This window comes from Herbaspirillum sp. SJZ106 (genome assembly GCF_006715495.1).
In the GTDB taxonomy this organism is placed as follows: domain Bacteria; phylum Pseudomonadota; class Gammaproteobacteria; order Burkholderiales; family Burkholderiaceae_D; genus Herbaspirillum.
In genome coordinates, this window is the sequence record NZ_VFNI01000005.1 from 303,976 (window position 1) to 325,027 (window position 21,052).

Sequence of the window (21,052 nt, forward strand, 5' to 3'; positions counted from 1 at the left end):
AAGATTGTCGTTCGGGGGCTTGTCGTTCGGGTTCTCGGATGGGAGGGATCAGTGGACGCGGCCGTCCTGGATCAGTTGGCGCAGGCGGCTGGAGATCGTGTCGGCGGCCACCACCATCAGCGTCACCACGACGATGCAGGTGGCGGTGTCCTGGTACTTGAACAGTTTCAGGCTGTTGACCAGTTCGAAGCCCAGGCCGCCGGCGCCGACCATGCCCAGTACGGTGGCCTGGCGCAGGTTGACCTCGAAGCGGTACAGCACGGTGGCGATCCAGGCGGTGATGACCTGCGGCAGCACGCCGAATGCGATCACCTGCAGCGGGCGGGCGCCGGTGGCGCGCAGCGCTTCCAGCGGGCCGTCGTCGATCTCCTCGATGCTTTCGGCGAAGAACTTGCCGACCATGCCCACGCCATGCAGCGCCAATGCCAGCACGCCGGGGAAGGGCCCCAGGCCCACCGCCGAGACGAACACCAGCGCCAGGATCAGTTCGTTGATGCTGCGCGTGACGTTGAGCAACTGGCGCACGCCCTGGTACACGACACGGTTGCGGTTCAGGTTGCGGGCAGCGAGGAAGGACACCGGGATGGCGCCCAGCACGCCCAGCAGCGTGCCCCACAGCGCGATCTGCACGGTTTCGATGGCCGGATCGAGCAGGTTGCCGAGGATGCTCCAGTTGGGCGGGAAGGAGCGACTGAGGAAATCGCCGATCTGCGGCAGGCCGCTGGCCAGTTCGCTCCAGGAAAGTTGCGTGCCTTGCGCGCTCCAGGCCAGCACCAGGGCGGCCAGCGCGACAGCCGCTACGCACAGCAGCCAGGAACGCAGGTTCAGCGGGCGCGGGCCGGTCCAGATGTAGTCGTGGTAGCTGCTGCGCGCCTGGACGGATTGCATGGGCGTGTTCATCACAGGGCTCCTTGCAAGGCCAGTTCCGGCGCCGGCGGGTGGGCGGCGCCGGGTTCCGCGCCCTGCAGCTGCTCCAGGCCGGCGTAGATCAGGTTGAGGTGCGACTCGCGCAGCTCGTCGCCGCGGCCGTCGAACACCAGCTTGCCGCCGGCCAGGCCGACGATGCGGTCGCCGAATTCGCGGGCGTAGTCGACCTGGTGCAGGTTGCACACCACGGTGATGCCCAGTTCGCGGCAGGCCGCGCGCAGGTATTGCAGCACCAGGCGCGAGGTCTTGGGGTCGAGGCTGGCGACCGGCTCGTCGGCCAGGATCACCTGCGGCCGCTGCGCCAGGGCGCGCGCGATGCCCACCCGCTGGCGCTGGCCGCCGGAGAGGGCGTCGGTGCGCTCATGCGCCTTGTGGTCGAGCTCGACCCGGCGCAGGCAATCCATCGCCAGCGCCACATCCTGCCGCGAGAACAGCTGCAGGATGGACGCCAGCGAGGACACCTGGCCGAGGCGGCCGGTCAGCACGTTTTTGAGCACCGACAGGCGCGGCACCACATTATGGTGCTGGAAGATCATGGCCACGTTGCGGCGCAGGCGGCGTACGTTGCGCGCTTCGGTGGCGTCGTATCCGGCCGCCACCAGTTCGCCGGAAGTCGGTGCGACCAGGCCGTTGATACAGCGCAGCAGGGTCGACTTGCCGGCGCCCGAAGGGCCTAGCACCACCAGGAACTCGCCGGCGGCGACATCGAGGTCGATGCCGCGCAGCACGGCATTGCTGCCGTATTGCTTGGTGAGCGAACTGATCCTGATCATTTCATTGCCTTGAGGTCGAGATTGAGGATCTTGGCGGTGTCGCGCACGACGTTATAGGCGGCGTCGCTGGTGGGCACGAAGCCGTTGAGCATGCTCTGGTCGCCCCATTGCACATCCTTGATGCTGGCGAAGGCGGCGGCGATCTTTTGCTTGAGCGCCGGGTCGAGGTCGCGCCGCCAGACCATCGGCGACTCGGGAATGTCGGGCGAGGTCCACACCACGTTCAGGTCGGACTGCTGCACCACGCCCTTGGCAACGGCGGAGGCCAGGATGCGGTCGGCCACCGCGGCGGCGTCGACCTTCCTGTTGGCTACCGCCAGGATGCTGGCGTCATGCGAGCCCGAGAAGATCACCCGCGAGAAGTACTTGTTGGGATCGATATTGAGCTTTTGCAGGCCGGCGCTGGGGAACAGGTGGCCGGAGGCGGACGACGGATCGACGAAGGCCATGGTGCGGCCTTTGAGTTGCTCCAGGTTCTGGATGCCGCTGTCCTTGCGGCTGATGATCAGGCTCTTGTAGGCGCTCTTGCCGCTCTTCTTGGTTTCGGCCACGGCGAAGGCTTCGACATTGGCGACCGAACTGGCCAGCACGTAGGAGAACGGGCCGAGGTAGGCGACGTCGAGCTTCCTGGCGCGCAGCGCTTCGATGATGCCGTTGTAGTCGGTGGCGATGAAGGGCTTGACCGGCATGCCGAGCTGCTTTTGCAGGCTGTCGATGACGGCCTTGCTGTTTTCCAGCATGGCTTGCGAGTCTTCGGCCGGGATCAGGCCCACGGTCAGCGGCTGTACCGCCAGTACCGGCTGGCTCAGCAGCGATGCGGTCAGGGCGCCCAGGCAGAGGGCGAAGAGGGAGCGTCGTTTCATGTTCTATCCTTAATCTTGTGGCGCGGTCGGCAGGCGCTGCCCGGGCGGAGGCAGGCATGCGGGGGTGACAGAGGGATTCGGTCCGGACAGGGCAAAGATTAAAGAGGCTTTGTGACGGCTGTATTATCGATATAATCCGAAAAAATACCGTCAACTATTGATTGGAGCTATAGATGACTCCTTCGCAACTGCGCGCTTTCCTGGCGGTGGCCCGCCACCGCGGTTTTTCCGCCGCGGCGCGCGCCCTGGGCGTGAGCCAGCCGACCTTGACCACCCAGGTGCAATTGCTGGAGCGCGAGCACAATGTCGAGCTGTTCTTCCGCCGCGGGCGCCGGCTGGACCTTTCCGAGACCGCGCAGCGCCTGCTGCCGATCGCGCAGAACATCGCCGAGCTGGAGCTGGATGCGCTGAACCTGCTGGTCAATTCCGGCGCGCTGCATGTGGGTCACTTGCGCATCGGCGCGGTCGGGCCGTTCCATGTGATCGAGATCGTGGATGCCTACCGGGCGCGTTTTCCCAAGGTCGAGCTGTCGATCAAGCTGGGCAATTCGGCGCAGTCGCTGGCCGACCTGGAGAACTACGTCACCGATGTGGCGGTGCTGGCCAGCTTCACCGACGATGCGCGTTTTTTCGCGGTGCCTTATGCCGACCACGCGGTGGTGCTGTTCGCGCACCGCAGCCATCCCTTTTACAAGCGCGAATCGGTGGCGCTTGCCGAGCTGGCCGGGCAGCCGATGCTGATGCGGGAGAAGGGCTCGACCACGCGCCTGGCGCTGGAGAAGGCCATGCAGGATGCCGGCGTGGCGCCGCGGGTGGTGATGGAGATCGGCAGCCGCGAAGCGTTGCGCGAGGCGGTGGCGCGCGGGCTGGGGCTGGGTACGGTGTCGGAGGCGGAGTTCGTGCCGGACCCGCGTTTTCGCATGGTGCGCATCGAGGGCGACCCGGTCAGCACGCACACCTATGTGTACTGCCTGGCCGAGCGGCGCGAGGGGCGGCTGGTCGGCTCCTTCATGAAGATCGCGGCGCGCGGCTGAGGCGCAGTTCCCTGCCGGAAAGAGGCCTTTCGCTTATCATTACGGTTTGCCCAAGAAAGTCATCGGAGACCGGACGTGATCAAGCATATCGTGATGTGGAAGTTGAAAGAGCAAGCCGAAGGCGCCGACCGCGCCACCAACATCGTCAAGATGAAAGCGCTGCTCGACAGTTGCGCCAACGTGGTGCCCGGCATCCTGAAGTTCGAGGCGATAGTGGCCCAGCCCGGCCTGGAAGCGACCTACGACGTGGTGCTGTACTCCGAGTTCGAGTCGCGCGCGGCGCTGGATGCCTACCAGGAGCACCCCGACCATGTGGCCATCAAGCCCTTCATCGGCGCGGTGCGCGAAGCGCGCCAGTGCATGGATTACGAAATCTGAGCGGCCAGACGATGAGCCTTGCCTTGACCGATGTGTTCCCGCAGGGGAATCCTTATCTGCACGAACTCGGCGTGGAGGTGCTGGAATACGGCGACGACCGCGCCGTGATGGCGCTGCGCCTGAAGCCGGAATTCATGAACAGCTGGCAGGTGGCCCAGGGCGGCATCTCGATGACGCTGATGGATGTGGCGATGGGCCTGTCGGCGCGCGCCGGCGTGCCGGATGCCAAGTCGTCGGCCACGGTGGAGATGAGCAGCAGCTTCCTGCAGCCGGCCGGCCACGCGGGCGAGACCATCGTCGCGCGCGGGCATACCTATCATCGCTCGACCACCATGTGCTTCTGCCAGGCCGAGCTGTGGAACGGCGACAAGCTGGTGGCCAAGGCCATGGGCACCTTCAAGCTGATCCGCCGGCTCGACATCGGCAGGAAGCTCGACCATGAGTAATGCAACAGCCAAGCGCAGGGAGACGCCAATGAACATCATCGTCGGCAATTGGGAGCAACTGCGCGCCCACGCGCAGCCGATCCGTTTCGAGGTCTTCGTCGACGAACAGAAAGTGCCGGCCGAGATCGAGCTCGACGAGATGGATGCGGTGTGCGTGCATGCCGTGGCCTATGCCGAGGACGGTTCGCCGCTGGCCACCGGCCGCCTGCTGCCGGATGGCCATGTGGGCCGCATGGCGGTATTGAAGGCGGGGCGCGGCAAGGGCGTCGGCGGGGCGGTATTGCAGGCCCTGATCGGGGCGGCCCGCGCGCGCGGCGACAAGGAGGTCATCCTCAACGCCCAGACCCACGCCGAGCAGTTCTACGTCGCCCATGGCTTTGCCCGCGAAGGGGAAGAGTTCATGGAGGCAGGCATTCCCCACATCACCATGCGCGCCAGCCTGGCGTAAGCATACCTCGGTAAGCATGCCTCGTTGCCGGCGCCATCGCCCGATGGCGGCCGGCGAATCGCCTTCCCGTTCCCATTCCGGTGCGTTCCCCCCGGTGCAATAGCCCGGGATGAGCCGTCTTTGCCCGCCGATGTGGTTTCCCACAATACCGGCCAGGGCCCGCTCTGATACATACTTGCGCCCGAACCGGGGAGGAGGAGCCTCCCGGACGCGAAATGGCCTGCGCGGGCGACGAACGGCGACGGGCCGGCGGTTTGCCCGGCGCCTGACGCCATACCTACCCGGGGCAGGCCGGAAATTGATGTTTTTTGGAGAATGACAAATGACGGCGAAACAGCCTTTGTATAAGTCGCTTTACTTTCAGGTCCTGGTCGCCATCGCGATCGGCGTGCTGCTGGGCCATTTCTACCCATCCACCGGCGAAGCCATGAAGCCGCTCGGCGACGGTTTCGTCAAACTGATCAAGATGATCATCGCGCCGGTGATCTTTTGCACGGTCGTGATCGGCATCGCCGGCATGGAAGACATGAAGAAGGTCGGCAAGACCGGCGGCCTGGCCCTGCTGTACTTTGAAATCGTCAGTACCGTGGCATTGATCATCGGCCTGGTGCTGGTCAATGTGCTCAAGCCGGGCGCCGGCATGAACATCGACCCGGCCTCGCTGGACACCAAGAGCATTGCCGCCTACACCGCGCCGGGCAAGCTGGGCAGCACCACCGACTTCATCATGAACGTCATTCCCAGCAGCATGTTCGATGCCTTTGCCAAGGGCGATGTGTTGCAGGTGCTGCTGGTGGCCGTGCTGTTCGGTTTCGCGCTGCATAAGTTCGGCGGCCGCGGCACCCTGGTGTTCGACTTCATCGAGAAGATCTCGCACGTGCTGTTCTCGGTGGTGGGCACCATCATGAAGGTGGCCCCGGTCGGCGCCTTCGGCGCGATGGCCTTTACCATCGGCAAGTACGGCGTCGGTTCGCTGTTGTCGCTGGGCAAGCTGATGGGCACCTTCTACCTGACCTGCCTGCTGTTCATCTTCGTGGTGCTGGGCATCATCACCCGCCTGCACGGCTTCTCGATCTGGAAGTTCGTCAAGTACATCAAGGAAGAACTGCTGATCGTGCTGGGCACCTCGTCGTCGGAATCGGTGCTGCCGCGGATGCTGGCCAAGATGGAAAACGCCGGCGCCAAGAAGACCGTGGTCGGCCTGGTGATCCCCACCGGCTACTCGTTCAACCTGGATGGCACAGCGATCTACCTGACCATGGCGGCAGTCTTCATCGCCCAGGCGACCAATACGCCGATGACCTTCGTCCAGGAGCTGACCCTGCTGGCGGTGCTGATGCTGACCTCCAAGGGCGCGGCCGGCATCACCGGCTCCGGCTTCATCGTGCTGGCGGCCTCGCTGTCGGCGGTGGGCCACTTGCCGGTGGCGGGGCTGGCGCTGATCCTGGGCATCGACCGCTTCATGTCCGAAGCGCGCGCGCTGACCAACACCATCGGCAACGGCGTGGCGACCCTGGTCGTGGCGAAATGGAGTGGAGAGCTGGATGAGAAGCGCCTGCAGGCGGCGCTGAACAATGAGACCAACGAGGAGGCAAGTGCACCGGAAGCCGTGCTGGATCGCACGCAATCCAAGATGCACAACTGATCCCCGGATGGGCCGGAAACGGCGCCGCCGGGATGGCCGGCAAGCGGAAAAGCGGACTTCGGTCCGCTTTTCTTTTTGGTGCGGCGCCAACAGGCCGCGTGCAGGCGAAAAAAAAGCCCACGACCTTGCGGTGTGGGCTTGAATCCAATTCTTTAAGGAGGAAATTGGAGGAGACAGGTGCAACTTTACTGCTGCGCATCAAATCAGGCCAATTTATCTTTCAAATATCAGATATTCGATTTGCTTATTTCTTGTGGGAATCTTCCCTGTGCAGCCCGGCCATGCCTTCAGATCATGCCTTCAGATGCCGTCGATGGTCTTGCCGGCGGTCGTGGTTTCTTCGGCGGCGGGCTGCACGCCGGGTTTGCAGGGGATCTTGCATTTGGCGTCGGTGCGGGGCTCGGCCGCATATTGCACGGCCATCGGGTCGACGACATGTTCGGTCAGCAGCGGCTCGCCCACGATGGGCACGCGCAACACGGTCGAGCAGCGGGTGCCGTAGTCCGGCGAACGGATGAAGATCGGCGAGAGCATGCGCTCCTTTTCCAGGCCGACGCCGGTATCGGGCAGGCGGCAGTCGTTGGCGCGGGTGGCATCGGTCAGCATCTCGAAGAAGGTCTCTTCCGGCGCGCCCTGGCACAGCAGGCTGGCGAACTGCGCCTTGGCCCGCGTGACCTTGGGCCAGGGCGAGTCGAGCAGGGCGTTGGACAGGCCGTAGACGCCGTAATCCAGCGGCTTGCCATTGCGGGCGTCGTCCAGGCCGCGGTTCGAATACCACAGCATGGTGTTGCGGTCGCCCACCAGCAGGTTGAAGCCGTTGTAGCGCTGGGCGGTGGGCTCGATGTGCCTGAGGTATTCGTCCGGCGCCATGTCGCCGGCCAGGTAGTCGGACACCAGCAGGCCGCGGGTCGGCGCATCGGCGCGGCGTTCCGACGGCGAGCGCACATTGGTCAAGGCGGCAAAACGGCCGTCGCGGGTGGTGCCCAGCCAGGTGCCGCCGCCTTGCAGGTCGCGGCCGGCGAACACCTTGGGATAATCGCTCCACCAGCCGGCATCGGCCGTCGGGCGGGCATAGAATTCGTCGCGGTTGGCCGCCAGGATCAGCGGCATGCCGGGGATGACTTTCCAGGCGAAGATGATCAGGCACATAGGGCGACATCCTCGAAATGTTCCACATGGCGCGGCCCGTCGATCAGGGTCGGGATGCCGGCATCGACCAGGGCCTGTTCCAGCGCGCGGCTGAAACCGTCTTCCTGGCCGGATGGGATATGTTCATAGACCTCCATCCAGGTCTGCCGGCCGTCTTGCTCGCCCGGGCGGCGCTTGATGCCGCCGGCCACGCCGAAGCGCTCCAGCAGCGCCGCCTGCACATCCTTGAGCCTGGCTTGCAGCGCCTGCGTTTGCGCGGACGGGACGCGGTAGTAAATGTAGAGATCCATGGCCTGGGGGCGTGGTCCGCTTATTGCGGATCGGCCAGTTCGTAGGGCAGGTCGTGGAAGTGCAGGGCGGGGCCATCGGCCGAACCCAGGCGGACCGGGCCGTCGGCTGCCGCCAGCTTGATTTCCACCAGTGCCAGCGAGTGTCCTGGGCCGGCCGCCTCGGCATTGACCACCATGCCGCAGGGTTGCGCCGGATCGGCGCTGGCAAACACCTCGTTGCCGGCCGCCGCGGCATCGCTGTCCACGGTCGCCAGCATGGTGCGGCGCTTGAGTTTGCCGAGGTACTGGCTGCGCGCCACGATTTCCTGGCCGGGGTAGCAGCCTTTCTTGAAATTGACGCCGCCGATCAGCTCGAAGTTGACCATCTGCGGCACGAATTGCTCCTGCGTCGGCGCGGTGATCTGCGGCACGCCGGCGCGGATGTCGGACAGGCGCCAGGCTTGCGGGCCGGTCGGCGTCAGGTGCTGGCACAGCCTGGGCCAGGCGGCGATGGCGATCTCCGGCGTGGTGATCCATTGGTAGCGCGCGCTGCCGGCGGAATCGGCCAGGCGGATCAGGGTGCCGTTGGCGTTGTCGATCTTGGCGTACGGCGCGGCCGGCAGCACCGGATACCATTCGGCCAGCGCATTGTTCGCCGCCGGGCCGGCCAGGCCGATGATGGCGGTGTTGGCGCCCTGGTCGGACAGCTTGGCCTTGGCGCGCAGCACGAACATCTGCAGGCGCTTCTGGATGGCGACCTGCAGCGGGCGCGGCAGTTGCAGGAAGATGAACTCGGGATTGCGCCACATCAGGAAGCTGGCCAGCAGCCGGCCCTTGGGCGAGCAATAGCCGGCCAGGCGGGCAGCCGAGGTGTCCAGGTGCTCCACATCGTTGGTGAGCTGGTTGTGCAGGAAGCTGGCGGCATCGTCGCCGGCCACGCCGATGATGCCCAGGCCGGTCAGCGGCGCCATGAAGCTTTCCAGGCTCTCAGGCGCGGGCGCCGCAGCGCCGAAACCGAGCAGTTCGGCGCCGTCGGCGTCGAAGCGGGCGCCTTGCTGTTTGAGGAAGTCGAGCCAGACGGAGGTCGAGGCGGTCAGTTCAGTCATAAATAATTTACGCACGGTTTAAACGTGCGATAGAAGTGTTGCTTGCCGGTTGCTGCTGCAATTGTCATAAATTGTCGCAAATTCTTCGAATCGCAGCCGAAAGATGCCGGCGCGGCAGGCAAATTAGGCAACTGCCGTGCCAGCGATTATCATTGATGCCTCGATTATAGTGATGTCCGAAAAAACGCGTCAGGAAACAGGGATTTTCGATTTGGTATGAAGAAGTTATTTGTGACATTGCTCTTGCTGGCGGCCCTGGTGGCGGCGGCCGGCCTCTATTGGTCCAAGCAGCCCATCGTCGATGCGACCGGGCAGGCCATCGCTTTTACCATCACGCCGGGCAGCGGCGTGTCGGGCGCTTCGCAGCAGATTGCGGCGGCGGGCGTGCCGATCAACCCCGACCTGTTCACCATGTATGCGCGCCTGAGCGGCGAGGGCAGCCGCATCAAGGCCGGCAGCTATGAGCTCAAGCCCGGCTACACGCCGGCCCGCCTGCTGCAGCAACTGGTGCGCGGCGAGTTCGCCCAGGAGGCGCTGACCGTGATCGAGGGTTGGACCTTCAAGCAGATGCGCCGCGCCATCGCCGAACAGCCGGCCCTCAAGCACGACACCATCACCTGGACCGACCAGCAGGTACTGGCCAAGCTGACGACCGAATATACCCACCCGGAAGGCCTGTTCTTCCCGGATACCTATCTTTTCGCCAAGGGCGCGAGCGACCTGCAGGTCTACAGGCAGGCGTTCGCCCTGATGAACAAGAAACTGAACGAAGCCTGGAGCAAGCGCGACCTGTCGCTGCCGTACCGCACGCCCTACGAAGCCCTGACCATGGCCTCGATCGTGGAAAAGGAAACCGGCCAGAAATCCGAACGCGGCATGGTGGCCGGGGTGTTCGTCAACCGCCTGCGGGTAGGCATGCTGCTGCAGACCGATCCCACCGTGATCTACGGCATGGGCGAGCGCTACCAGGGCAAGATCCGCAAAGCCGATCTGCTGGCCGATACGCCCTACAACACCTATACCCGCTCGGGCCTGCCGCCCACGCCGATCGCCTTGCCCGGCGCCGCCTCGCTGGCGGCGGCGATGAACCCGGACAAGACCGAGGCCCTGTACTTCGTCGCGCGCGGCGACGGCACCAGCCATTTTTCGAGCAACCTCAACGAACACAACCAGGCCGTCAACCGTTACCAGCGTTGATTCCTTCACTTATCCATTCAGCGATCCCTTCATGGCATCAGGCAAATTCATTACCTTCGAAGGCATCGACGGCGCCGGCAAGTCGACGCATATCGCATTCGTCGCCGAGCAGCTGCGCGCGCGCGGCCTGACCGTGGTCGCCACGCGCGAGCCGGGCGGCACCGAGCTGGGCGAACAGCTGCGCGAACTGCTGCTGCACCAGAAAATGCACCTGGAAACCGAAGCCTTGCTGATGTTCGCCTCGCGCCGCGAACATCTGGCGCAGGTGATTGAGCCGGCACTGGCGCGCGGCGACTGGGTGATCTCCGACCGTTTCACCGATGCCAGCTTCGCCTACCAGGGCGGCGGCCGCGCACTGCCGCTGGACAAGCTGGACGCGCTGGAACGCTGGGTCCATCCGCATCTGCAGCCGGACCTGACGCTGTTGTTCGACGTGCCGCTCGACGTGGCGCGCGCGCGCCTGGATGCCGAGCGCACGCCGGACAAGTTCGAGCAGGAGAAAAGCAACTTCTTCGCCGCCACCCGCGCCGAATACCTGCGCCGCGCCGCCGAATTTCCGGCGCGTTTTCGCATCATCGATTCCACCCGGCCCATCCCCGAGATCCGGGAAGAGCTGCGCGGCATCGTCGCGGCCCTCTGAGGCTGAGATTGAGATCGCCATTCCATGAGCACACCCACTGATTCAACGCTGCTGCCCTGGCAGCACGAGAGCTGGACGCAACTGCAGCAGTTGCGCGAACGCCTGCCGCACGCCTTGCTGTTCTATGGCGCGCAAGGCACCGGCAAGACCGTCTTCGTCGAAGCCTTCGCCAAGTCGCTGCTGTGCGAGACCCCGACGCCCGAGGCGCATGCCTGCGGCGCCTGCGCTTCGTGCAACTGGTTCGCGCAATACAACCATCCCGACTACCGCCGCGTGCGACCCGAGGCGCTGGAAGACGAAATCGCCGACGACGAGGGCGGCGAGGAAAAGAAAAGCGCCAAGGCCAGCAAGACGCCCTCCAAGGAAATCAAGATCGACCAGATCCGCGCGCTGGCCGACTTCATGAACGTCTCCACCCACCGCTCCGGCTTGCGCGTGGTGATGCTGTACCCGGCCGAAGCGCTCAATACCGCCGCCGCCAACGCCTTGCTCAAGACGCTGGAAGAACCGCCGCCGGGCACCATGTTCCTGCTGCTGTCGAACCGCCTGGATCGGCTGTTGCCGACCATCCTCTCGCGCTGCCGCAAGTTCGCCCTGCCGGCGCCGCCGCGGGAGGCCGCGCTGGCCTGGCTCAAGGAGCAGGGCGTCAAGGACGCCGATGCCTGGCTGGCCGAACAGGGCGGCGCGCCGCTGGCGGCGCTGGAAGCGGCCCAGGGCGACAGCCGCGAGGCGCTCGACGAACTGTTGCGCCATCTGGCCCAGCCGGGTGTGGATGGCGCATTGCGCACGGCCGACAAGCTGCAGAAGGCGCCGGTGTCCGAGCTGGTCGGTTGGGTGCAGCGCTGGCTGTACGACCTGTTCTCATTGAAGTCCGCCGGCCACATCCGTTATTACCCGCGTTATGCGAAAGAGCTGGGCCGGCTGGCCGAACGCGCCGACGCCATTGCCATCTCCCGCGCGATCAAAGGCATGGGCGAGCGCCGCGCCATCGCCGACCATCCGTTGTCGGCCAAGCTGTTTATCGAAGAGATGCTGATCGATTACGCCGGCCTGTTCGACTGACCGATGATTGATGACCGATCATCGGTCATCGCTCATTGATTGATTGATTGATTGATTGATTGATTGATTGATTGATGGCCGTGCCGGCCGGCATTCCTGTTTTGTTTCCCTTGTTTTTATCATGAGCGCTTCCCACTACACCCATCGCCTCGCCGTCCAGGGCGACCTGCCGGCCATCGTCGCCATCTACAACAGCACAATCGCCTCGCGCCAGGTCACGGCCGATACCGAACCGGTCGCAGTCCAGTCGCGCCAGGCCTGGTTCGACGACCACGAACCGGGCAAGCGCCCGCTATGGGTGGCCGAGCGCGATGGCGACATCCTCGGCTGGCTGTCCTATTCCAATTTCTATGGCCGCCCGGCGTATGCCGGCACCGCCGAGTTGTCGGTCTACATCCATGAAAAGGCGCGCGGCCAGGGCCTGGGGCGTTATTTCCTGGAGCAGGCCATCGCCCATGCGCCGCAGATCAAGGTGCATACCTTGCTGGGCTTCGTCTTCGGCCATAACGCGCCCAGCCTGAAGCTGTTCGAAGCCTTCGCTTTCGAACGTTGGGCCCATATGCCGCGCGTGGCGACGCTGGATGGCGTGGAGCGCGACCTGGTGATCTTGGGCAAGCGGGTGGCCTGATCGCTGCCGGGCATGCGCCGTTGCGGACATGCCCGGCACCCAGGGCGCTGCGCTGGCGGACATTTATAATCGGGCCATGCAGCCTTCCTTTCCCTTTCTCTTCTCCGGCGGCGTGCCTGTCTTGCCGCAGCACCAGATCCTGGCGCGCCTGTTCTGGATGCGCTGGGCCACCATCGCCGGCGAACTGCTCGTACTGGCCGGCGCGCATTTCTGGTTGCAGATCGCCTTGCCGCTGCCGGCCTTGCTGGCGCTGATCGGCTTGCAGGTGCTGATCAACGGCGCCACCTGGGGACGCATGCGCTGGGTGTCGCCGGCCGGGCAGGGCGAGCTGTTCCTGCAACTGCTGCTGGATATCGCCGTGCTCTCGGCCCTGCTGTTTTTCTCGGGGGGAGCGACCAATCCGTTTGTTTCGTTCTACCTGCCGGCGCTGGCGGCCGGGGCGGCGACGCTGGCCTGGCCGTATGCCCTGGCGTTGGCGCTGTGCGCGCTGGCCGCCTATTCCGGGCTGGTCTACTTCTACCAGCCCTTGCACATCCACGACCAGGGGCAGGCGATGGCCTACCACCTGGCCGGGATGTGGATCAACTTCTCGATCTCGGCGCTGCTGATCACTTGGTTCGTCACCCGCATTGCCGCAGCCGTCAGGTCGCGCGACGGCGAATTGGCGCTGGCGCGCGAACGCCAGTTGCAGAGCCAGCGCATTCTGGCGCTGGGCACGCAGGCCGCCGGCGCGGCGCATGCGCTCAATACGCCGCTGTCCACCGTGGCCGTGATCGTCGGTGAAATACGGCGCGACATGGCCGGCAACGCCGCGCTGGCGCCGTACCAGGAAGACTTGCGCGTGATCGAGGAACAGATTGCCGTCTGCAAGGCGGCGCTGGAAAGCATGCGCCTGGATGCGGATGCCCAGGCCGACCGGACTGCCGCGCTGGGGCCGTGGCTGGCAACGCTGATCGACGGCTGGCGCCTGCGCCATCCGGCCGTGCCGCTGGCCGCCGACCTGCGCTGGGAAGGCGCGGCTGCGGGCCAGTTGCAGGACTTGTCGCAGATCCTGCTGACCTTGCTCGACAATGCAGCGCATGCGATCAAGGCGCGCAACGCCGATGGCGAAGTGCGCCTGTCGCTGGCCGCCGACGACAGCGCCGCCGCCAAGGCTGGGCGAAAGACGGCTATCATCCGGGTTGCCGACAACGGTTGCGGTATCGTTCCCGAATTGTTGGCGCGTCTGGGCCGCATGCCGGTGGACAGCCGTTCCGGCGGGCAAGGCATCGGCCTGATGCTGGCCTTCGCCGCGGCGGCGCACATGGGCGGCCGCTTGCAATTGCGTTCGGCGCCGGGGGTGGGCACGGTGGCTGAATTGCAGTTTCCTGTATCCTGACGCGGTTTGGTTTTACGTATCGATAACGACAGGTTCCCGATTTTTTGATGAGCGCCGCTTTCCTGATCCTCGACGACAACGACGTTTTTGCCGGTACCCTGGCGCGTTCGCTCACGCGCCGGGGTTTTCGCGCCACCGTGGCCCACAGCGGCGAGGAGGCGCTGGCGGCGGCGCGCAGGGAAAGCTTCGACTACGCCACCATCGACCTGCAGCTGGAAAAGGATTCCGGCCTGCAATGGGTGTCGCCGTTGCGCCAGGCATTGCCGGATGCGCGCCTGCTGGTGCTGACCGGTTATGCCAGCATTGCCACCACGGTGCAGGCGATCAAGGCGGGCGCCGACAATTACCTGTCCAAGCCGGCCAATGTCGACTCCATCCTGTCGGCGCTGGCCCACGGGGATGCGCGGGAGGCGGCGCCCGGCATCGCCCCGCCGGCCGACGAGGCGGCTCCGCTGTCGCTGGAGCGCCTGGAGTGGGAGCATATCCAGCGGGTATTGGCCGAGCACGAGGGCAATATCTCTTCCACCGCCCGCGCGCTGAACATGCATCGCCGCACCTTGCAGCGCAAGCTCGCCAAGCGGCCGGTGGCGAAGTAGCATTCCGTCAAAGCCCCAGGCGGGGACGCATCGCTTTACAATAGTGCCCATGTACATCGATTCCCATTGCCACATCAATTTTCCCGATCTCGCCGCGCGCTTGCCCGAGATTTTCGGCAAGATGGCCGAAAACCAAGTCAGCCATGCCTTGTGCGTATCGGTCGACCTGCCTGACTTTCCGCAAGTGCTGGCGCTGGCCGAGCAATATCCCAATATCTACGCATCGGTCGGCGTGCATCCCGACTATGAAGACACGCCCGAGCCGGATGTCGAGCAACTAGTCAGGCTGGCCGACCATCCGCGCATCGTCGCCATCGGCGAGACCGGGCTGGACTACTACCGCCTGCAAGGCGACCTGGAATGGCAGCGCGAGCGTTTCCGTACGCATATCCGCGCCTCGCGCGCCACGGCCAAGCCGCTGATCATCCATACCCGCTCCGCCTCGGAAGACACCATCCGCATCCTGCGCGAAGAAGGCGCCAGCCCGGCGGCCGGCGGCGCGGCGGGCGTGATGCACTGCTTTACCGAGTCGCAGGAAGTGGCCGATGCCGCCATCGAGCTGGGTTTTTATATCTCGTTTTCCGGCATCGTCACCTTCAAGTCGGCCAAGGAGCTGCAGCAGGTGGCGCGCACCATTCCGCTGGAGCGCATGCTGATCGAGACCGATTCGCCCTACCTGGCGCCGGTGCCGTTCCGCGGCAAGACCAACGAACCCGGCTATGTGCGTCACGTCGGCGAATTCATCGCCGACCTGCGCGGCATTTCCGCCGCCGAAGTCGCACGCCAGACCAGCGACAATTTCTTCAAGCTGTTTGGAATCGCGCCATGACGTCTTTGCTGGAAAAGATCCGTTCCCGCTTCGGCCGTTTCGGCCGGGTATTGCTGTACACCTCCATGCTGCTGCCGGGCGCGGCCCGGGCCGGCGCCTATGAGGACTATTTCCAGGCGATCCGCATGGACAATGTCTATTTCCTCAAGCAGTTGATGCAGCGGGGAATGGGACCCAACCTGATCGAACCCAAGCGCGGCTATACCGGCCTGATGCTGGCCATCCGCGAGGATTCCATGCAGGCCTTCGACCTGCTGGTCAACGCGCCTGACGTCAACCTGGAGGCGCAAGCCACCAACGGCGATACGCCGCTGATGCTGGCGGCCTTCTACGGCAACGTGCCGGTGGTGAAGCTGCTGCTGTCGCGCGAGGTCGAGGTCAACCGGCCGGGCTGGGCGCCCTTGCATTACGCCGCCATCAACGGCAATGCCGAAATCGTCGGCCTGCTGCTGGAAGCGTCGGCCTACATCGATGCCGAGTCGCCGGACGAGCAGATGACCCCGGTCATGCTGGCCGCCATGCGCGGCCGGGTGGCGGCGGTCGCGGCATTGCGCGACGGCGGCGCCGACCTCACGCTGAAGAACAAGGATGGCCTGACCGCGCTGGACCTGGCGCGGCGCTACGGGCAGACCGAAGTGATCGGGGTATTGCAGGAAAAGCCGCGTTCCTGAACCGCCGTTCAGTTAAGCCCTGGTACTCTGCAAATCGTCGTCCCGGCGAAGGCCGGGATCCAGTGTCTTTCGTTGTATCCCGTGGCCGCTGAACGACGCTGGGCCCTGACCTTCGTCCGGGCGACGGCGGTAGTATGTCTGGACAGTTTTTCCTGATACAAAAAATCCCGGGCCGCCTTGCGGCGTCCGGGATTTTTATTGGCTGCAGCTTCTTGTGAGGAATCAGGGCACGAGGATCTGGCGGCCGACATCCTTGATGTCCTTGGTGCCGGTCAGCGCCATGCTCACGTCCAGTTCCTTGCGCAGGATTTCCAGCATCTGCGAGACGCCTTCGCCGCCCATGGCGCCCAGGCTGTAGAGGAAGGCGCGCCCGATCATGGTGCCCTTGGCGCCCAGCGCCACGGCCTTGAGGATGTCCTGGCCGGAGCGGATGCCGCCGTCGAACCAGACTTCGATCTGGTCGCCGACCGCTTCGGCAATCGCCGGCAGCGCCTGGATCGACGACATCGCGCCGTCCAGCTGGCGGCCGCCGTGGTTGGAGACCACCAGCGCGTCGGCGCCGGTCTGGGCCGCGATCCTGGCATCTTCGACGTCGAGGATGCCCTTGAGGATCAGCTTGCCGCCCCATTGTTCCTTGATCCAGGCGACGTCGTCCCAGTTCAGGGTCGGGTCGAACTGGCTGGCGGTCCACTTGGACAGGGTTTGCACGCCGCTGCCGCTGTTGCCGCCGTTGATGTGGCCGGCCAGGTTGCCGAAGGTCTTGCGGCCGCCCAGCGCGCGCAGCGCCCAGCCGGGCTTGCTGGCCAGGTCCAGCAGGGTATCCAGGGTCAGCTTGGGCGGCACCGACATGCCGTTCTTGAGGTCCTTGTGGCGCTGGCCGAGGATCTGCAGGTCCAGCGTCAGCACCAGCGCCGAGCACTTGGCGGCCTTGGCGCGGTCGATCATCGACTTGACGAAGCCGCGGTCGCGCATCACGTAAAGCTGGAACCAGAACGGCTTGGTGGTCACGCTGGCGACGTCTTCGATGGAGCAGATGCTCATGGTCGACAGGGTGAAGGGAATGCCGAACTTCTCGGCGGCGATGGCGCCCAGCATTTCGCCGTTGGCCCATTGCATGCCGGTCAGGCCGGTTGGGGCGATGGCCACCGGCATGGTGACGTCGTGGCCGATCATGGTGCTGCGGGTGCTGCGTTCGTCGACATTGATCGCCACGCGCTGGCGCAGCTTCAGCGCAGCCAGGTCGTCGTTGTTGGCGCGGTAGGTGCTCTCGGTATAGGAGCCGCTGTCGGCGTAGTCGTAGAAGGCCTTGGGAACCCGTTTTTTCGCAAGCAGGCGAAAGTCTTCGACACAGGTCATGACCGGCATATTGTTTTCTCCGTAAAAATGAAACGCGGCACATGGCCGCGGGGCGGGTTGGAGCGCCGGCACGAACCGGAATCGGGGCTGCTCCGAGCTTGTCCGTATGCTAGATCAAAGCGGCGATGCGTGGGGTGAATCCCTTTCCGCCGATCCATGAAAATTTTATATGGCGCCGGGTTGCCGGGATAGTGGCCCAACCTGCGCTGCGCTATGGGTTTTGGATGATGTGGATGCGGATTTTCCCGGTGCGGCATCCGCGTTGGCATCTGCTTTGGCATCCGCTTCAGGCCAGCATGGCCCGGGCGGCCGCGATGCCGCTGCGCACCGCGCCTTCGAGCGTGGCCGGGTAGTCGCCCGCCACATAGTCGCCGGCCAGCGCGAGCCCGGGCGGCAGGCCGGCATTGGTCGGCCGTTGCAGCCCCGGCGTGCAGGAAAATGTCGCGCGCTTTTCGGTGATGACCTTGCCCCATTGCGGAACGGACAACTCGGGACGTCCGAAGTCGGCCGCCAATTGCCGGGCGATGCCGTCGAGCAGCGCTGCGTGGCCGTCGGCGATGGCCTGGCCGGCGGCGCTGACGACGACCGCCAGCAGCCCGGCATCGGCCGCATCGGCGCTCAGTTGCCCGCGGTCGAAGACGAATTGCCCCCAGGCGCGGCGCTGCCCGTCGTCGGCCAGCGCGCAGAACGGCAGCGGCAGGCGCAGCGTCGGCGCGTATTGCAGGTAGCAGGTGGTGATCGGTTCGTACGCCAGCGCATGCAAGGCGCCGGTGTCGCAAGCGTCGGCCAGCCCCTGGGCGCCGTCCAGCAATTGCGCGGCGGCATCGGGGCCGGTGGCGACGATGACCCCGGCGAATTCGCCAAGGTTGCCGCCCTGGCGGTCTTGCAGGCGCCAGGCGCCGGCCGCGCCGCTGGCGTGCAGGCCGGCGACCGCGGCGCCGGCGATGGCTTGCCCGCCGCGTCGTTCGATGTAGGCGGCGGCAGCCTGCGGCAGCAGGGCGCTCAGGTCGATGCGCGGGATCAGCATGTCGGATGCCGCGCGGCGCGCGCCCAGGCTGTCGCGCAGCACGTTCAGGAATACCTGGGCCGAGGCCCGTTCCGGGGGCGTGTTCAGGGCCGCAATGCAGAGCGGGTTCCACATCAGCCGGATCAGGCGCGGCGTCTGTTCGAAGCGTTCCAGCAACTCGGCCACGCTGCAGTCCTGGTGCAACTGCCAGCCCATCCAGCGCGCGCTGGTGGAAAAGCGCGCCAGCGCCATCTTGTCTGCCTTGCCCAACCCCTTGGCGCGCAGCAACGCGATGGCCATATGCAGCGGCGCCGGCAGGCGCGGCGCGACGAAGTCCATGCCTTCGCCTCCGGCTTGCAGCGGATAGCGCATCTGCAGCGGCAGGCGCAGCAAGGCCGCGGCCGGCTTGACGCCGACCTGCTTCATCAGCTTGAGCGAGGCGCCATAGGCGCCCAGCAGGATGTGCTGGCCGTTGTCCAGCGTGCGGCCGTCGATCTCCACGCGGCGCGCGCGTCCGCCGAGGATCTTGCCGGCCTCGAACAGGCTGACCCGGCGGCCGGCCGCCGCCAGCGTGACCGCCGCCGCGCAGCCGGCCCAGCCGCCGCCGATGACGGCGTAGTGGCGCGCGGCGTGGTTGGGCATCAGCCGAACACGTAGGTTTTCCACGCCAGCCACAGCTTGCGGATGGGCGTGAGGGAGATGCGCTGGCTCAGCACCTGGTAGCCGTCGCGCTCGATTTCGTCGAGCAGGGTGCGGTAGATCGCCGCCATCATCAGGCCGGGGCGCTGTGCGCGGCGGTCTTCCTTGGGCAGCAGGGCGAAGGCTTCGTCGTAGATGGCCTGGGCGCGCTGCACCTGGAATTTCATCAGCGCCTCGAAGCGGTCGCTGTGGCGGCCGTGGAGGATGTCGGCGGCGGTGACGTTGAATTGCTGCAGTTCGTTGACGGGCAGGTAGATGCGGCCGCGGCGGCCGTCTTCGCCGACATCGCGGATGATGTTGGTGAGCTGGAAGGCCAGGCCCAGCTTTTCCGCGTAGAGCAGGGTGCCGCCCTGGGTATGGCCGAAGATGCTGGCCGAGAGGATGCCCACCACGCCGGCCACGTGCCAGCAATAGCGCTGCAGGCCGGGGTAGTCGAGATAGCGGCTTTGGTCGAGGTCCATCTCCATGCCGTCGATGATGGCCTGCAGGTGCTCGCCCTTGAGCTGGTAGACGGCCACGTGCGGATGCAGGGCCTTGGTCACCGGGTGGGTCGGGGCGCCCTCCAGCATGGCGGCGATTTCCTTGCGCCACCACATCAGCTTGGTGCGGGCCACCATCGCATCTTCGATTTCATCGACGGTGTCGTCGACTTCGCGGCAGAAAGCGTACAGCGCCGTGATCGCGCGCCGGCGTTCCGGCGGCAGGAACAGGAAGCTGTAGTAAAAGCTGGAGCCGCTGGCGGCGGCCTTCTGCTGGCAGTATTCGTCTGGAGACATGGATGGCGGCGGTGGGTGGCGTGGCGTACAAATGCCTTTGAGGGCCGTTTGGCGCCGGGACGGGCAAAATCCGGCAAAGGCGCTATGCTAGCCGAGTGCGCACGGGAGGGCAAATGCGGCGCGGCCATTGTATTGCGGCGGTCATCGATGTCCATTAAGCTCAAGGCATCGAATGCATCGAATCGCCGCTGTAAAAAATGCGCGAAGCCTGTAAAAACAGGACGGCTCCTGCCGATATGGAAGCAACTGGACGGTCGCACGGACAAGAAAGAACGCACGCGGACGGCATGCTGCCTTGCAGCATGCCGCCGGATAACCTGGGAGGCTGGAGACGTCATGGACAGACTGGAAATCTTTCGCAACATCGCATCGCAGGCCGGACGCGGGGAGCTGGTGTTCCCGGCCAACGTCAGCGCGTCGATCAAGTTGCAGCAGGCATTGTCGGACCCCGACTGCCACCTGGAACAGGCCGCCAAGCTGGTGATGGCCGAGCCGCTGGTGTCGGCGCGCACCGTCGCCATCGCCAATTCGGCCGCCTACAACCGCTCCGGCGGCGAGATCAACAATGTGCGCGTCGCCGTCATGCGGCTGGGTTTTCGCACCCTCAATACCATCACCACCTCGGTCATCGTGCGCCAACTGGGCCGCACCATCGGCAACCCGGCCATGCGCATCAAGGCCGCGCAGCTGTGGGAACACTGCGCCCACGTGGCGGCCACGGCCCACGTGCTGACTGCCAAGCTGACCAACGGCGACCCGGAAACGGCGATGTTTGCCGGCATCGTCCATGAGGTCGGCGGTTTTTACCTGCTCTCGCGCACCGATGAATTCCCCGATTTGCTGGCGGGCGGGGCCGAGGATTGGGCGGAGTATGGCGAGAAGATGATCGGCCGCGCCGTGCTCAAGAAGCTGGGGGTGCCGCAGCCGGTGACGGAGGCGATCGAATCCTTGTGGCATGGCGTGCGCGTGCTGCCGCCGGTCACCATCGGCGATGTCTTGCTGCTGGCCAAGGAGTTGTCGCCGGTGCCTTCGCCGTTCCAGCGTACGGTGGCAGAAGCCGGCATCGGCGGCGAGAGCCTGGTCGACGACTACATCGGCGACCAGTCGTTGCGCGGTCTGCTGGACGATTCGGAAGAGCAGATCCGCTCGCTGACTACGGCCTTGCTGGTCTGATCA

The 21,052-nt window shown here is 65.3% G+C and carries 23 protein-coding genes; 14 read left to right on the plus strand and 9 right to left on the minus strand.

The features are described 5' to 3' along the window. Positions 1-48: 48 nt before the first annotated feature. From phnE to phnD, 3 genes are read right to left on the minus strand one after another with little or no spacing between them, the layout of a single operon-like run. Complete coding sequence (gene phnE / locus FB598_RS16790; protein ID WP_141916647.1) at positions 49-900, minus strand: phosphonate ABC transporter, permease protein PhnE; 852 nt, start codon at positions 898-900, stop codon at positions 49-51. Then, positions 900-1,700, minus strand: coding sequence for a phosphonate ABC transporter ATP-binding protein (gene phnC, locus FB598_RS16795; protein ID WP_141916649.1), 801 nt, complete (start codon positions 1,698-1,700; stop codon positions 900-902). Before phnC ends, phnE begins: the two co-directional genes overlap by 1 nt. Next, a complete protein-coding gene (gene phnD / locus FB598_RS16800) occupies positions 1,697-2,563 on the minus strand; it encodes a phosphonate ABC transporter substrate-binding protein (RefSeq protein WP_141916652.1) in 867 nt (288 codons plus the stop codon). The genes phnC and phnD overlap by 4 nt, the downstream gene beginning before the upstream one ends. Positions 2,564-2,736: 173 nt before the next feature. Between phnD and FB598_RS16805 the strand changes: the two genes are divergently transcribed. The 5 genes from FB598_RS16805 to FB598_RS16825 all read left to right on the plus strand — a co-directional run bounded on the left by FB598_RS16805 (position 2,737) and on the right by FB598_RS16825 (position 6,514). After that, positions 2,737-3,597 carry a LysR substrate-binding domain-containing protein gene (locus FB598_RS16805; protein WP_141916654.1) on the plus strand — a complete coding sequence of 287 codons (861 nt, stop codon included), beginning with the start codon at positions 2,737-2,739 and terminating at the stop codon, positions 3,595-3,597. A 75-nt stretch (positions 3,598-3,672) separates the two neighbouring features. Next, a complete protein-coding gene (locus FB598_RS16810) occupies positions 3,673-3,975 on the plus strand; it encodes a Dabb family protein (RefSeq protein ID WP_141916656.1) in 303 nt (100 codons plus the stop codon). Positions 3,976-3,986: 11 nt separating this feature from the next. Beyond that, complete coding sequence (locus FB598_RS16815) at positions 3,987-4,421, plus strand: PaaI family thioesterase (RefSeq protein ID WP_141916658.1); 435 nt, start codon at positions 3,987-3,989, stop codon at positions 4,419-4,421. A gap of 28 nt (positions 4,422-4,449) precedes the next feature. Beyond that, a complete protein-coding gene (locus FB598_RS16820; RefSeq protein ID WP_141916661.1) occupies positions 4,450-4,869 on the plus strand; it encodes a GNAT family N-acetyltransferase in 420 nt (139 codons plus the stop codon). Positions 4,870-5,191: 322 nt separating this feature from the next. Next, the gene (locus FB598_RS16825; RefSeq protein ID WP_141916663.1) at positions 5,192-6,514 is read left to right on the plus strand and encodes a dicarboxylate/amino acid:cation symporter; all 1,323 of its coding nucleotides are present in this window, start codon (positions 5,192-5,194) and stop codon (positions 6,512-6,514) included. A gap of 300 nt (positions 6,515-6,814) precedes the next feature. On the opposite strand, the gene FB598_RS16830 is transcribed toward FB598_RS16825, so the two are convergent. From FB598_RS16830 to FB598_RS16840, 3 genes are read right to left on the minus strand one after another with little or no spacing between them, the layout of a single operon-like run. Next, the gene (locus tag FB598_RS16830; protein ID WP_141916665.1) at positions 6,815-7,663 is read right to left on the minus strand and encodes an NRDE family protein; all 849 of its coding nucleotides are present in this window, start codon (positions 7,661-7,663) and stop codon (positions 6,815-6,817) included. Beyond that, on the minus strand, positions 7,654-7,953 hold the full coding sequence (locus tag FB598_RS16835) for a DUF4936 family protein (RefSeq protein WP_141916667.1): 300 nt from the start codon (positions 7,951-7,953) through the stop codon (positions 7,654-7,656). The genes FB598_RS16830 and FB598_RS16835 overlap by 10 nt, the downstream gene beginning before the upstream one ends. Positions 7,954-7,973: 20 nt before the next feature. Beyond that, positions 7,974-9,038 carry a folate-binding protein YgfZ gene (locus FB598_RS16840; protein ID WP_141916670.1) on the minus strand — a complete coding sequence of 355 codons (1,065 nt, stop codon included), beginning with the start codon at positions 9,036-9,038 and terminating at the stop codon, positions 7,974-7,976. A 216-nt stretch (positions 9,039-9,254) separates the two neighbouring features. On the opposite strand from FB598_RS16840, the gene mltG reads away from it, so the two are divergent. The 8 genes from mltG (at position 9,255) to FB598_RS16880 (ending at position 16,039) form a co-directional block, all read left to right on the plus strand. Next, positions 9,255-10,235, plus strand: a complete 981-nt coding sequence (mltG, locus tag FB598_RS16845) for an endolytic transglycosylase MltG (protein ID WP_141916672.1) — start codon at positions 9,255-9,257, stop codon at positions 10,233-10,235. Positions 10,236-10,266: 31 nt separating this feature from the next. Then, the gene (gene tmk, locus FB598_RS16850; protein WP_141916675.1) at positions 10,267-10,875 is read left to right on the plus strand and encodes a dTMP kinase; all 609 of its coding nucleotides are present in this window, start codon (positions 10,267-10,269) and stop codon (positions 10,873-10,875) included. A 24-nt stretch (positions 10,876-10,899) separates the two neighbouring features. After that, positions 10,900-11,937, plus strand: coding sequence for a DNA polymerase III subunit delta' (locus FB598_RS16855; RefSeq protein WP_141916677.1), 1,038 nt, complete (start codon positions 10,900-10,902; stop codon positions 11,935-11,937). 121 nt (positions 11,938-12,058) lie between these two features. Further along, a complete protein-coding gene (locus tag FB598_RS16860) occupies positions 12,059-12,565 on the plus strand; it encodes a GNAT family N-acetyltransferase (RefSeq protein WP_141916679.1) in 507 nt (168 codons plus the stop codon). A gap of 76 nt (positions 12,566-12,641) precedes the next feature. Then, complete coding sequence (locus tag FB598_RS16865) at positions 12,642-13,943, plus strand: ATP-binding protein (RefSeq protein WP_141916681.1); 1,302 nt, start codon at positions 12,642-12,644, stop codon at positions 13,941-13,943. A 47-nt stretch (positions 13,944-13,990) separates the two neighbouring features. Beyond that, on the plus strand, positions 13,991-14,539 hold the full coding sequence (locus FB598_RS16870) for a response regulator transcription factor (RefSeq protein WP_141916684.1): 549 nt from the start codon (positions 13,991-13,993) through the stop codon (positions 14,537-14,539). 49 nt (positions 14,540-14,588) lie between these two features. Then, on the plus strand, positions 14,589-15,368 hold the full coding sequence (locus tag FB598_RS16875) for a TatD family hydrolase (protein ID WP_141916686.1): 780 nt from the start codon (positions 14,589-14,591) through the stop codon (positions 15,366-15,368). Continuing rightward, positions 15,365-16,039, plus strand: coding sequence for an ankyrin repeat domain-containing protein (locus FB598_RS16880; RefSeq protein ID WP_141916688.1), 675 nt, complete (start codon positions 15,365-15,367; stop codon positions 16,037-16,039). The genes FB598_RS16875 and FB598_RS16880 overlap by 4 nt, the downstream gene beginning before the upstream one ends. 222 nt (positions 16,040-16,261) lie before the next feature. Here the strand turns inward: FB598_RS16880 and FB598_RS16885 are convergent, their stop codons facing one another. The 3 genes from FB598_RS16885 to hpnD all read right to left on the minus strand — a co-directional run bounded on the left by FB598_RS16885 (position 16,262) and on the right by hpnD (position 19,876). Then, a complete protein-coding gene (locus tag FB598_RS16885; RefSeq protein ID WP_141916691.1) occupies positions 16,262-17,404 on the minus strand; it encodes an alpha-hydroxy acid oxidase in 1,143 nt (380 codons plus the stop codon). A 277-nt stretch (positions 17,405-17,681) separates the two neighbouring features. Further along, positions 17,682-19,043, minus strand: a complete 1,362-nt coding sequence (gene hpnE, locus FB598_RS16890) for a hydroxysqualene dehydroxylase HpnE (protein ID WP_141916693.1) — start codon at positions 19,041-19,043, stop codon at positions 17,682-17,684. Next, a complete protein-coding gene (gene hpnD, locus FB598_RS16895; protein WP_141916696.1) occupies positions 19,043-19,876 on the minus strand; it encodes a presqualene diphosphate synthase HpnD in 834 nt (277 codons plus the stop codon). Before hpnD ends, hpnE begins: the two co-directional genes overlap by 1 nt. Before the next feature lie 336 nt (positions 19,877-20,212). Between hpnD and FB598_RS16900 the strand changes: the two genes are divergently transcribed. Continuing rightward, on the plus strand, positions 20,213-21,049 hold the full coding sequence (locus tag FB598_RS16900) for an HDOD domain-containing protein (protein WP_141916699.1): 837 nt from the start codon (positions 20,213-20,215) through the stop codon (positions 21,047-21,049). Positions 21,050-21,052: the final 3 nt, after the last annotated feature.

Coding starts and splice junctions, on each gene's coding strand:
- phnE (WP_141916647.1), bottom strand. CDS start 900: ATGAACACGCCCATGCAATCCGTCCAGGCGCGCAGCAGCTACCACGAC.
- phnC (WP_141916649.1), bottom strand. CDS start 1,700: ATGATCAGGATCAGTTCGCTCACCAAGCAATACGGCAGCAATGCCGTG.
- phnD (WP_141916652.1), bottom strand. CDS start 2,563: ATGAAACGACGCTCCCTCTTCGCCCTCTGCCTGGGCGCCCTGACCGCA.
- FB598_RS16805 (WP_141916654.1), top strand. CDS start 2,737: ATGACTCCTTCGCAACTGCGCGCTTTCCTGGCGGTGGCCCGCCACCGC.
- FB598_RS16815 (WP_141916658.1), top strand. CDS start 3,987: ATGAGCCTTGCCTTGACCGATGTGTTCCCGCAGGGGAATCCTTATCTG.
- FB598_RS16820 (WP_141916661.1), top strand. CDS start 4,450: ATGAACATCATCGTCGGCAATTGGGAGCAACTGCGCGCCCACGCGCAG.
- FB598_RS16825 (WP_141916663.1), top strand. CDS start 5,192: ATGACGGCGAAACAGCCTTTGTATAAGTCGCTTTACTTTCAGGTCCTG.
- FB598_RS16830 (WP_141916665.1), bottom strand. CDS start 7,663: ATGTGCCTGATCATCTTCGCCTGGAAAGTCATCCCCGGCATGCCGCTG.
- FB598_RS16835 (WP_141916667.1), bottom strand. CDS start 7,953: ATGGATCTCTACATTTACTACCGCGTCCCGTCCGCGCAAACGCAGGCG.
- FB598_RS16840 (WP_141916670.1), bottom strand. CDS start 9,038: ATGACTGAACTGACCGCCTCGACCTCCGTCTGGCTCGACTTCCTCAAA.
- mltG (WP_141916672.1), top strand. CDS start 9,255: ATGAAGAAGTTATTTGTGACATTGCTCTTGCTGGCGGCCCTGGTGGCG.
- tmk (WP_141916675.1), top strand. CDS start 10,267: ATGGCATCAGGCAAATTCATTACCTTCGAAGGCATCGACGGCGCCGGC.
- FB598_RS16855 (WP_141916677.1), top strand. CDS start 10,900: ATGAGCACACCCACTGATTCAACGCTGCTGCCCTGGCAGCACGAGAGC.
- FB598_RS16860 (WP_141916679.1), top strand. CDS start 12,059: ATGAGCGCTTCCCACTACACCCATCGCCTCGCCGTCCAGGGCGACCTG.
- FB598_RS16865 (WP_141916681.1), top strand. CDS start 12,642: ATGCAGCCTTCCTTTCCCTTTCTCTTCTCCGGCGGCGTGCCTGTCTTG.
- FB598_RS16870 (WP_141916684.1), top strand. CDS start 13,991: ATGAGCGCCGCTTTCCTGATCCTCGACGACAACGACGTTTTTGCCGGT.
- FB598_RS16875 (WP_141916686.1), top strand. CDS start 14,589: ATGTACATCGATTCCCATTGCCACATCAATTTTCCCGATCTCGCCGCG.
- FB598_RS16880 (WP_141916688.1), top strand. CDS start 15,365: ATGACGTCTTTGCTGGAAAAGATCCGTTCCCGCTTCGGCCGTTTCGGC.
- FB598_RS16885 (WP_141916691.1), bottom strand. CDS start 17,404: ATGCCGGTCATGACCTGTGTCGAAGACTTTCGCCTGCTTGCGAAAAAA.
- hpnE (WP_141916693.1), bottom strand. CDS start 19,043: ATGCCCAACCACGCCGCGCGCCACTACGCCGTCATCGGCGGCGGCTGG.
- hpnD (WP_141916696.1), bottom strand. CDS start 19,876: ATGTCTCCAGACGAATACTGCCAGCAGAAGGCCGCCGCCAGCGGCTCC.
- FB598_RS16900 (WP_141916699.1), top strand. CDS start 20,213: ATGGACAGACTGGAAATCTTTCGCAACATCGCATCGCAGGCCGGACGC.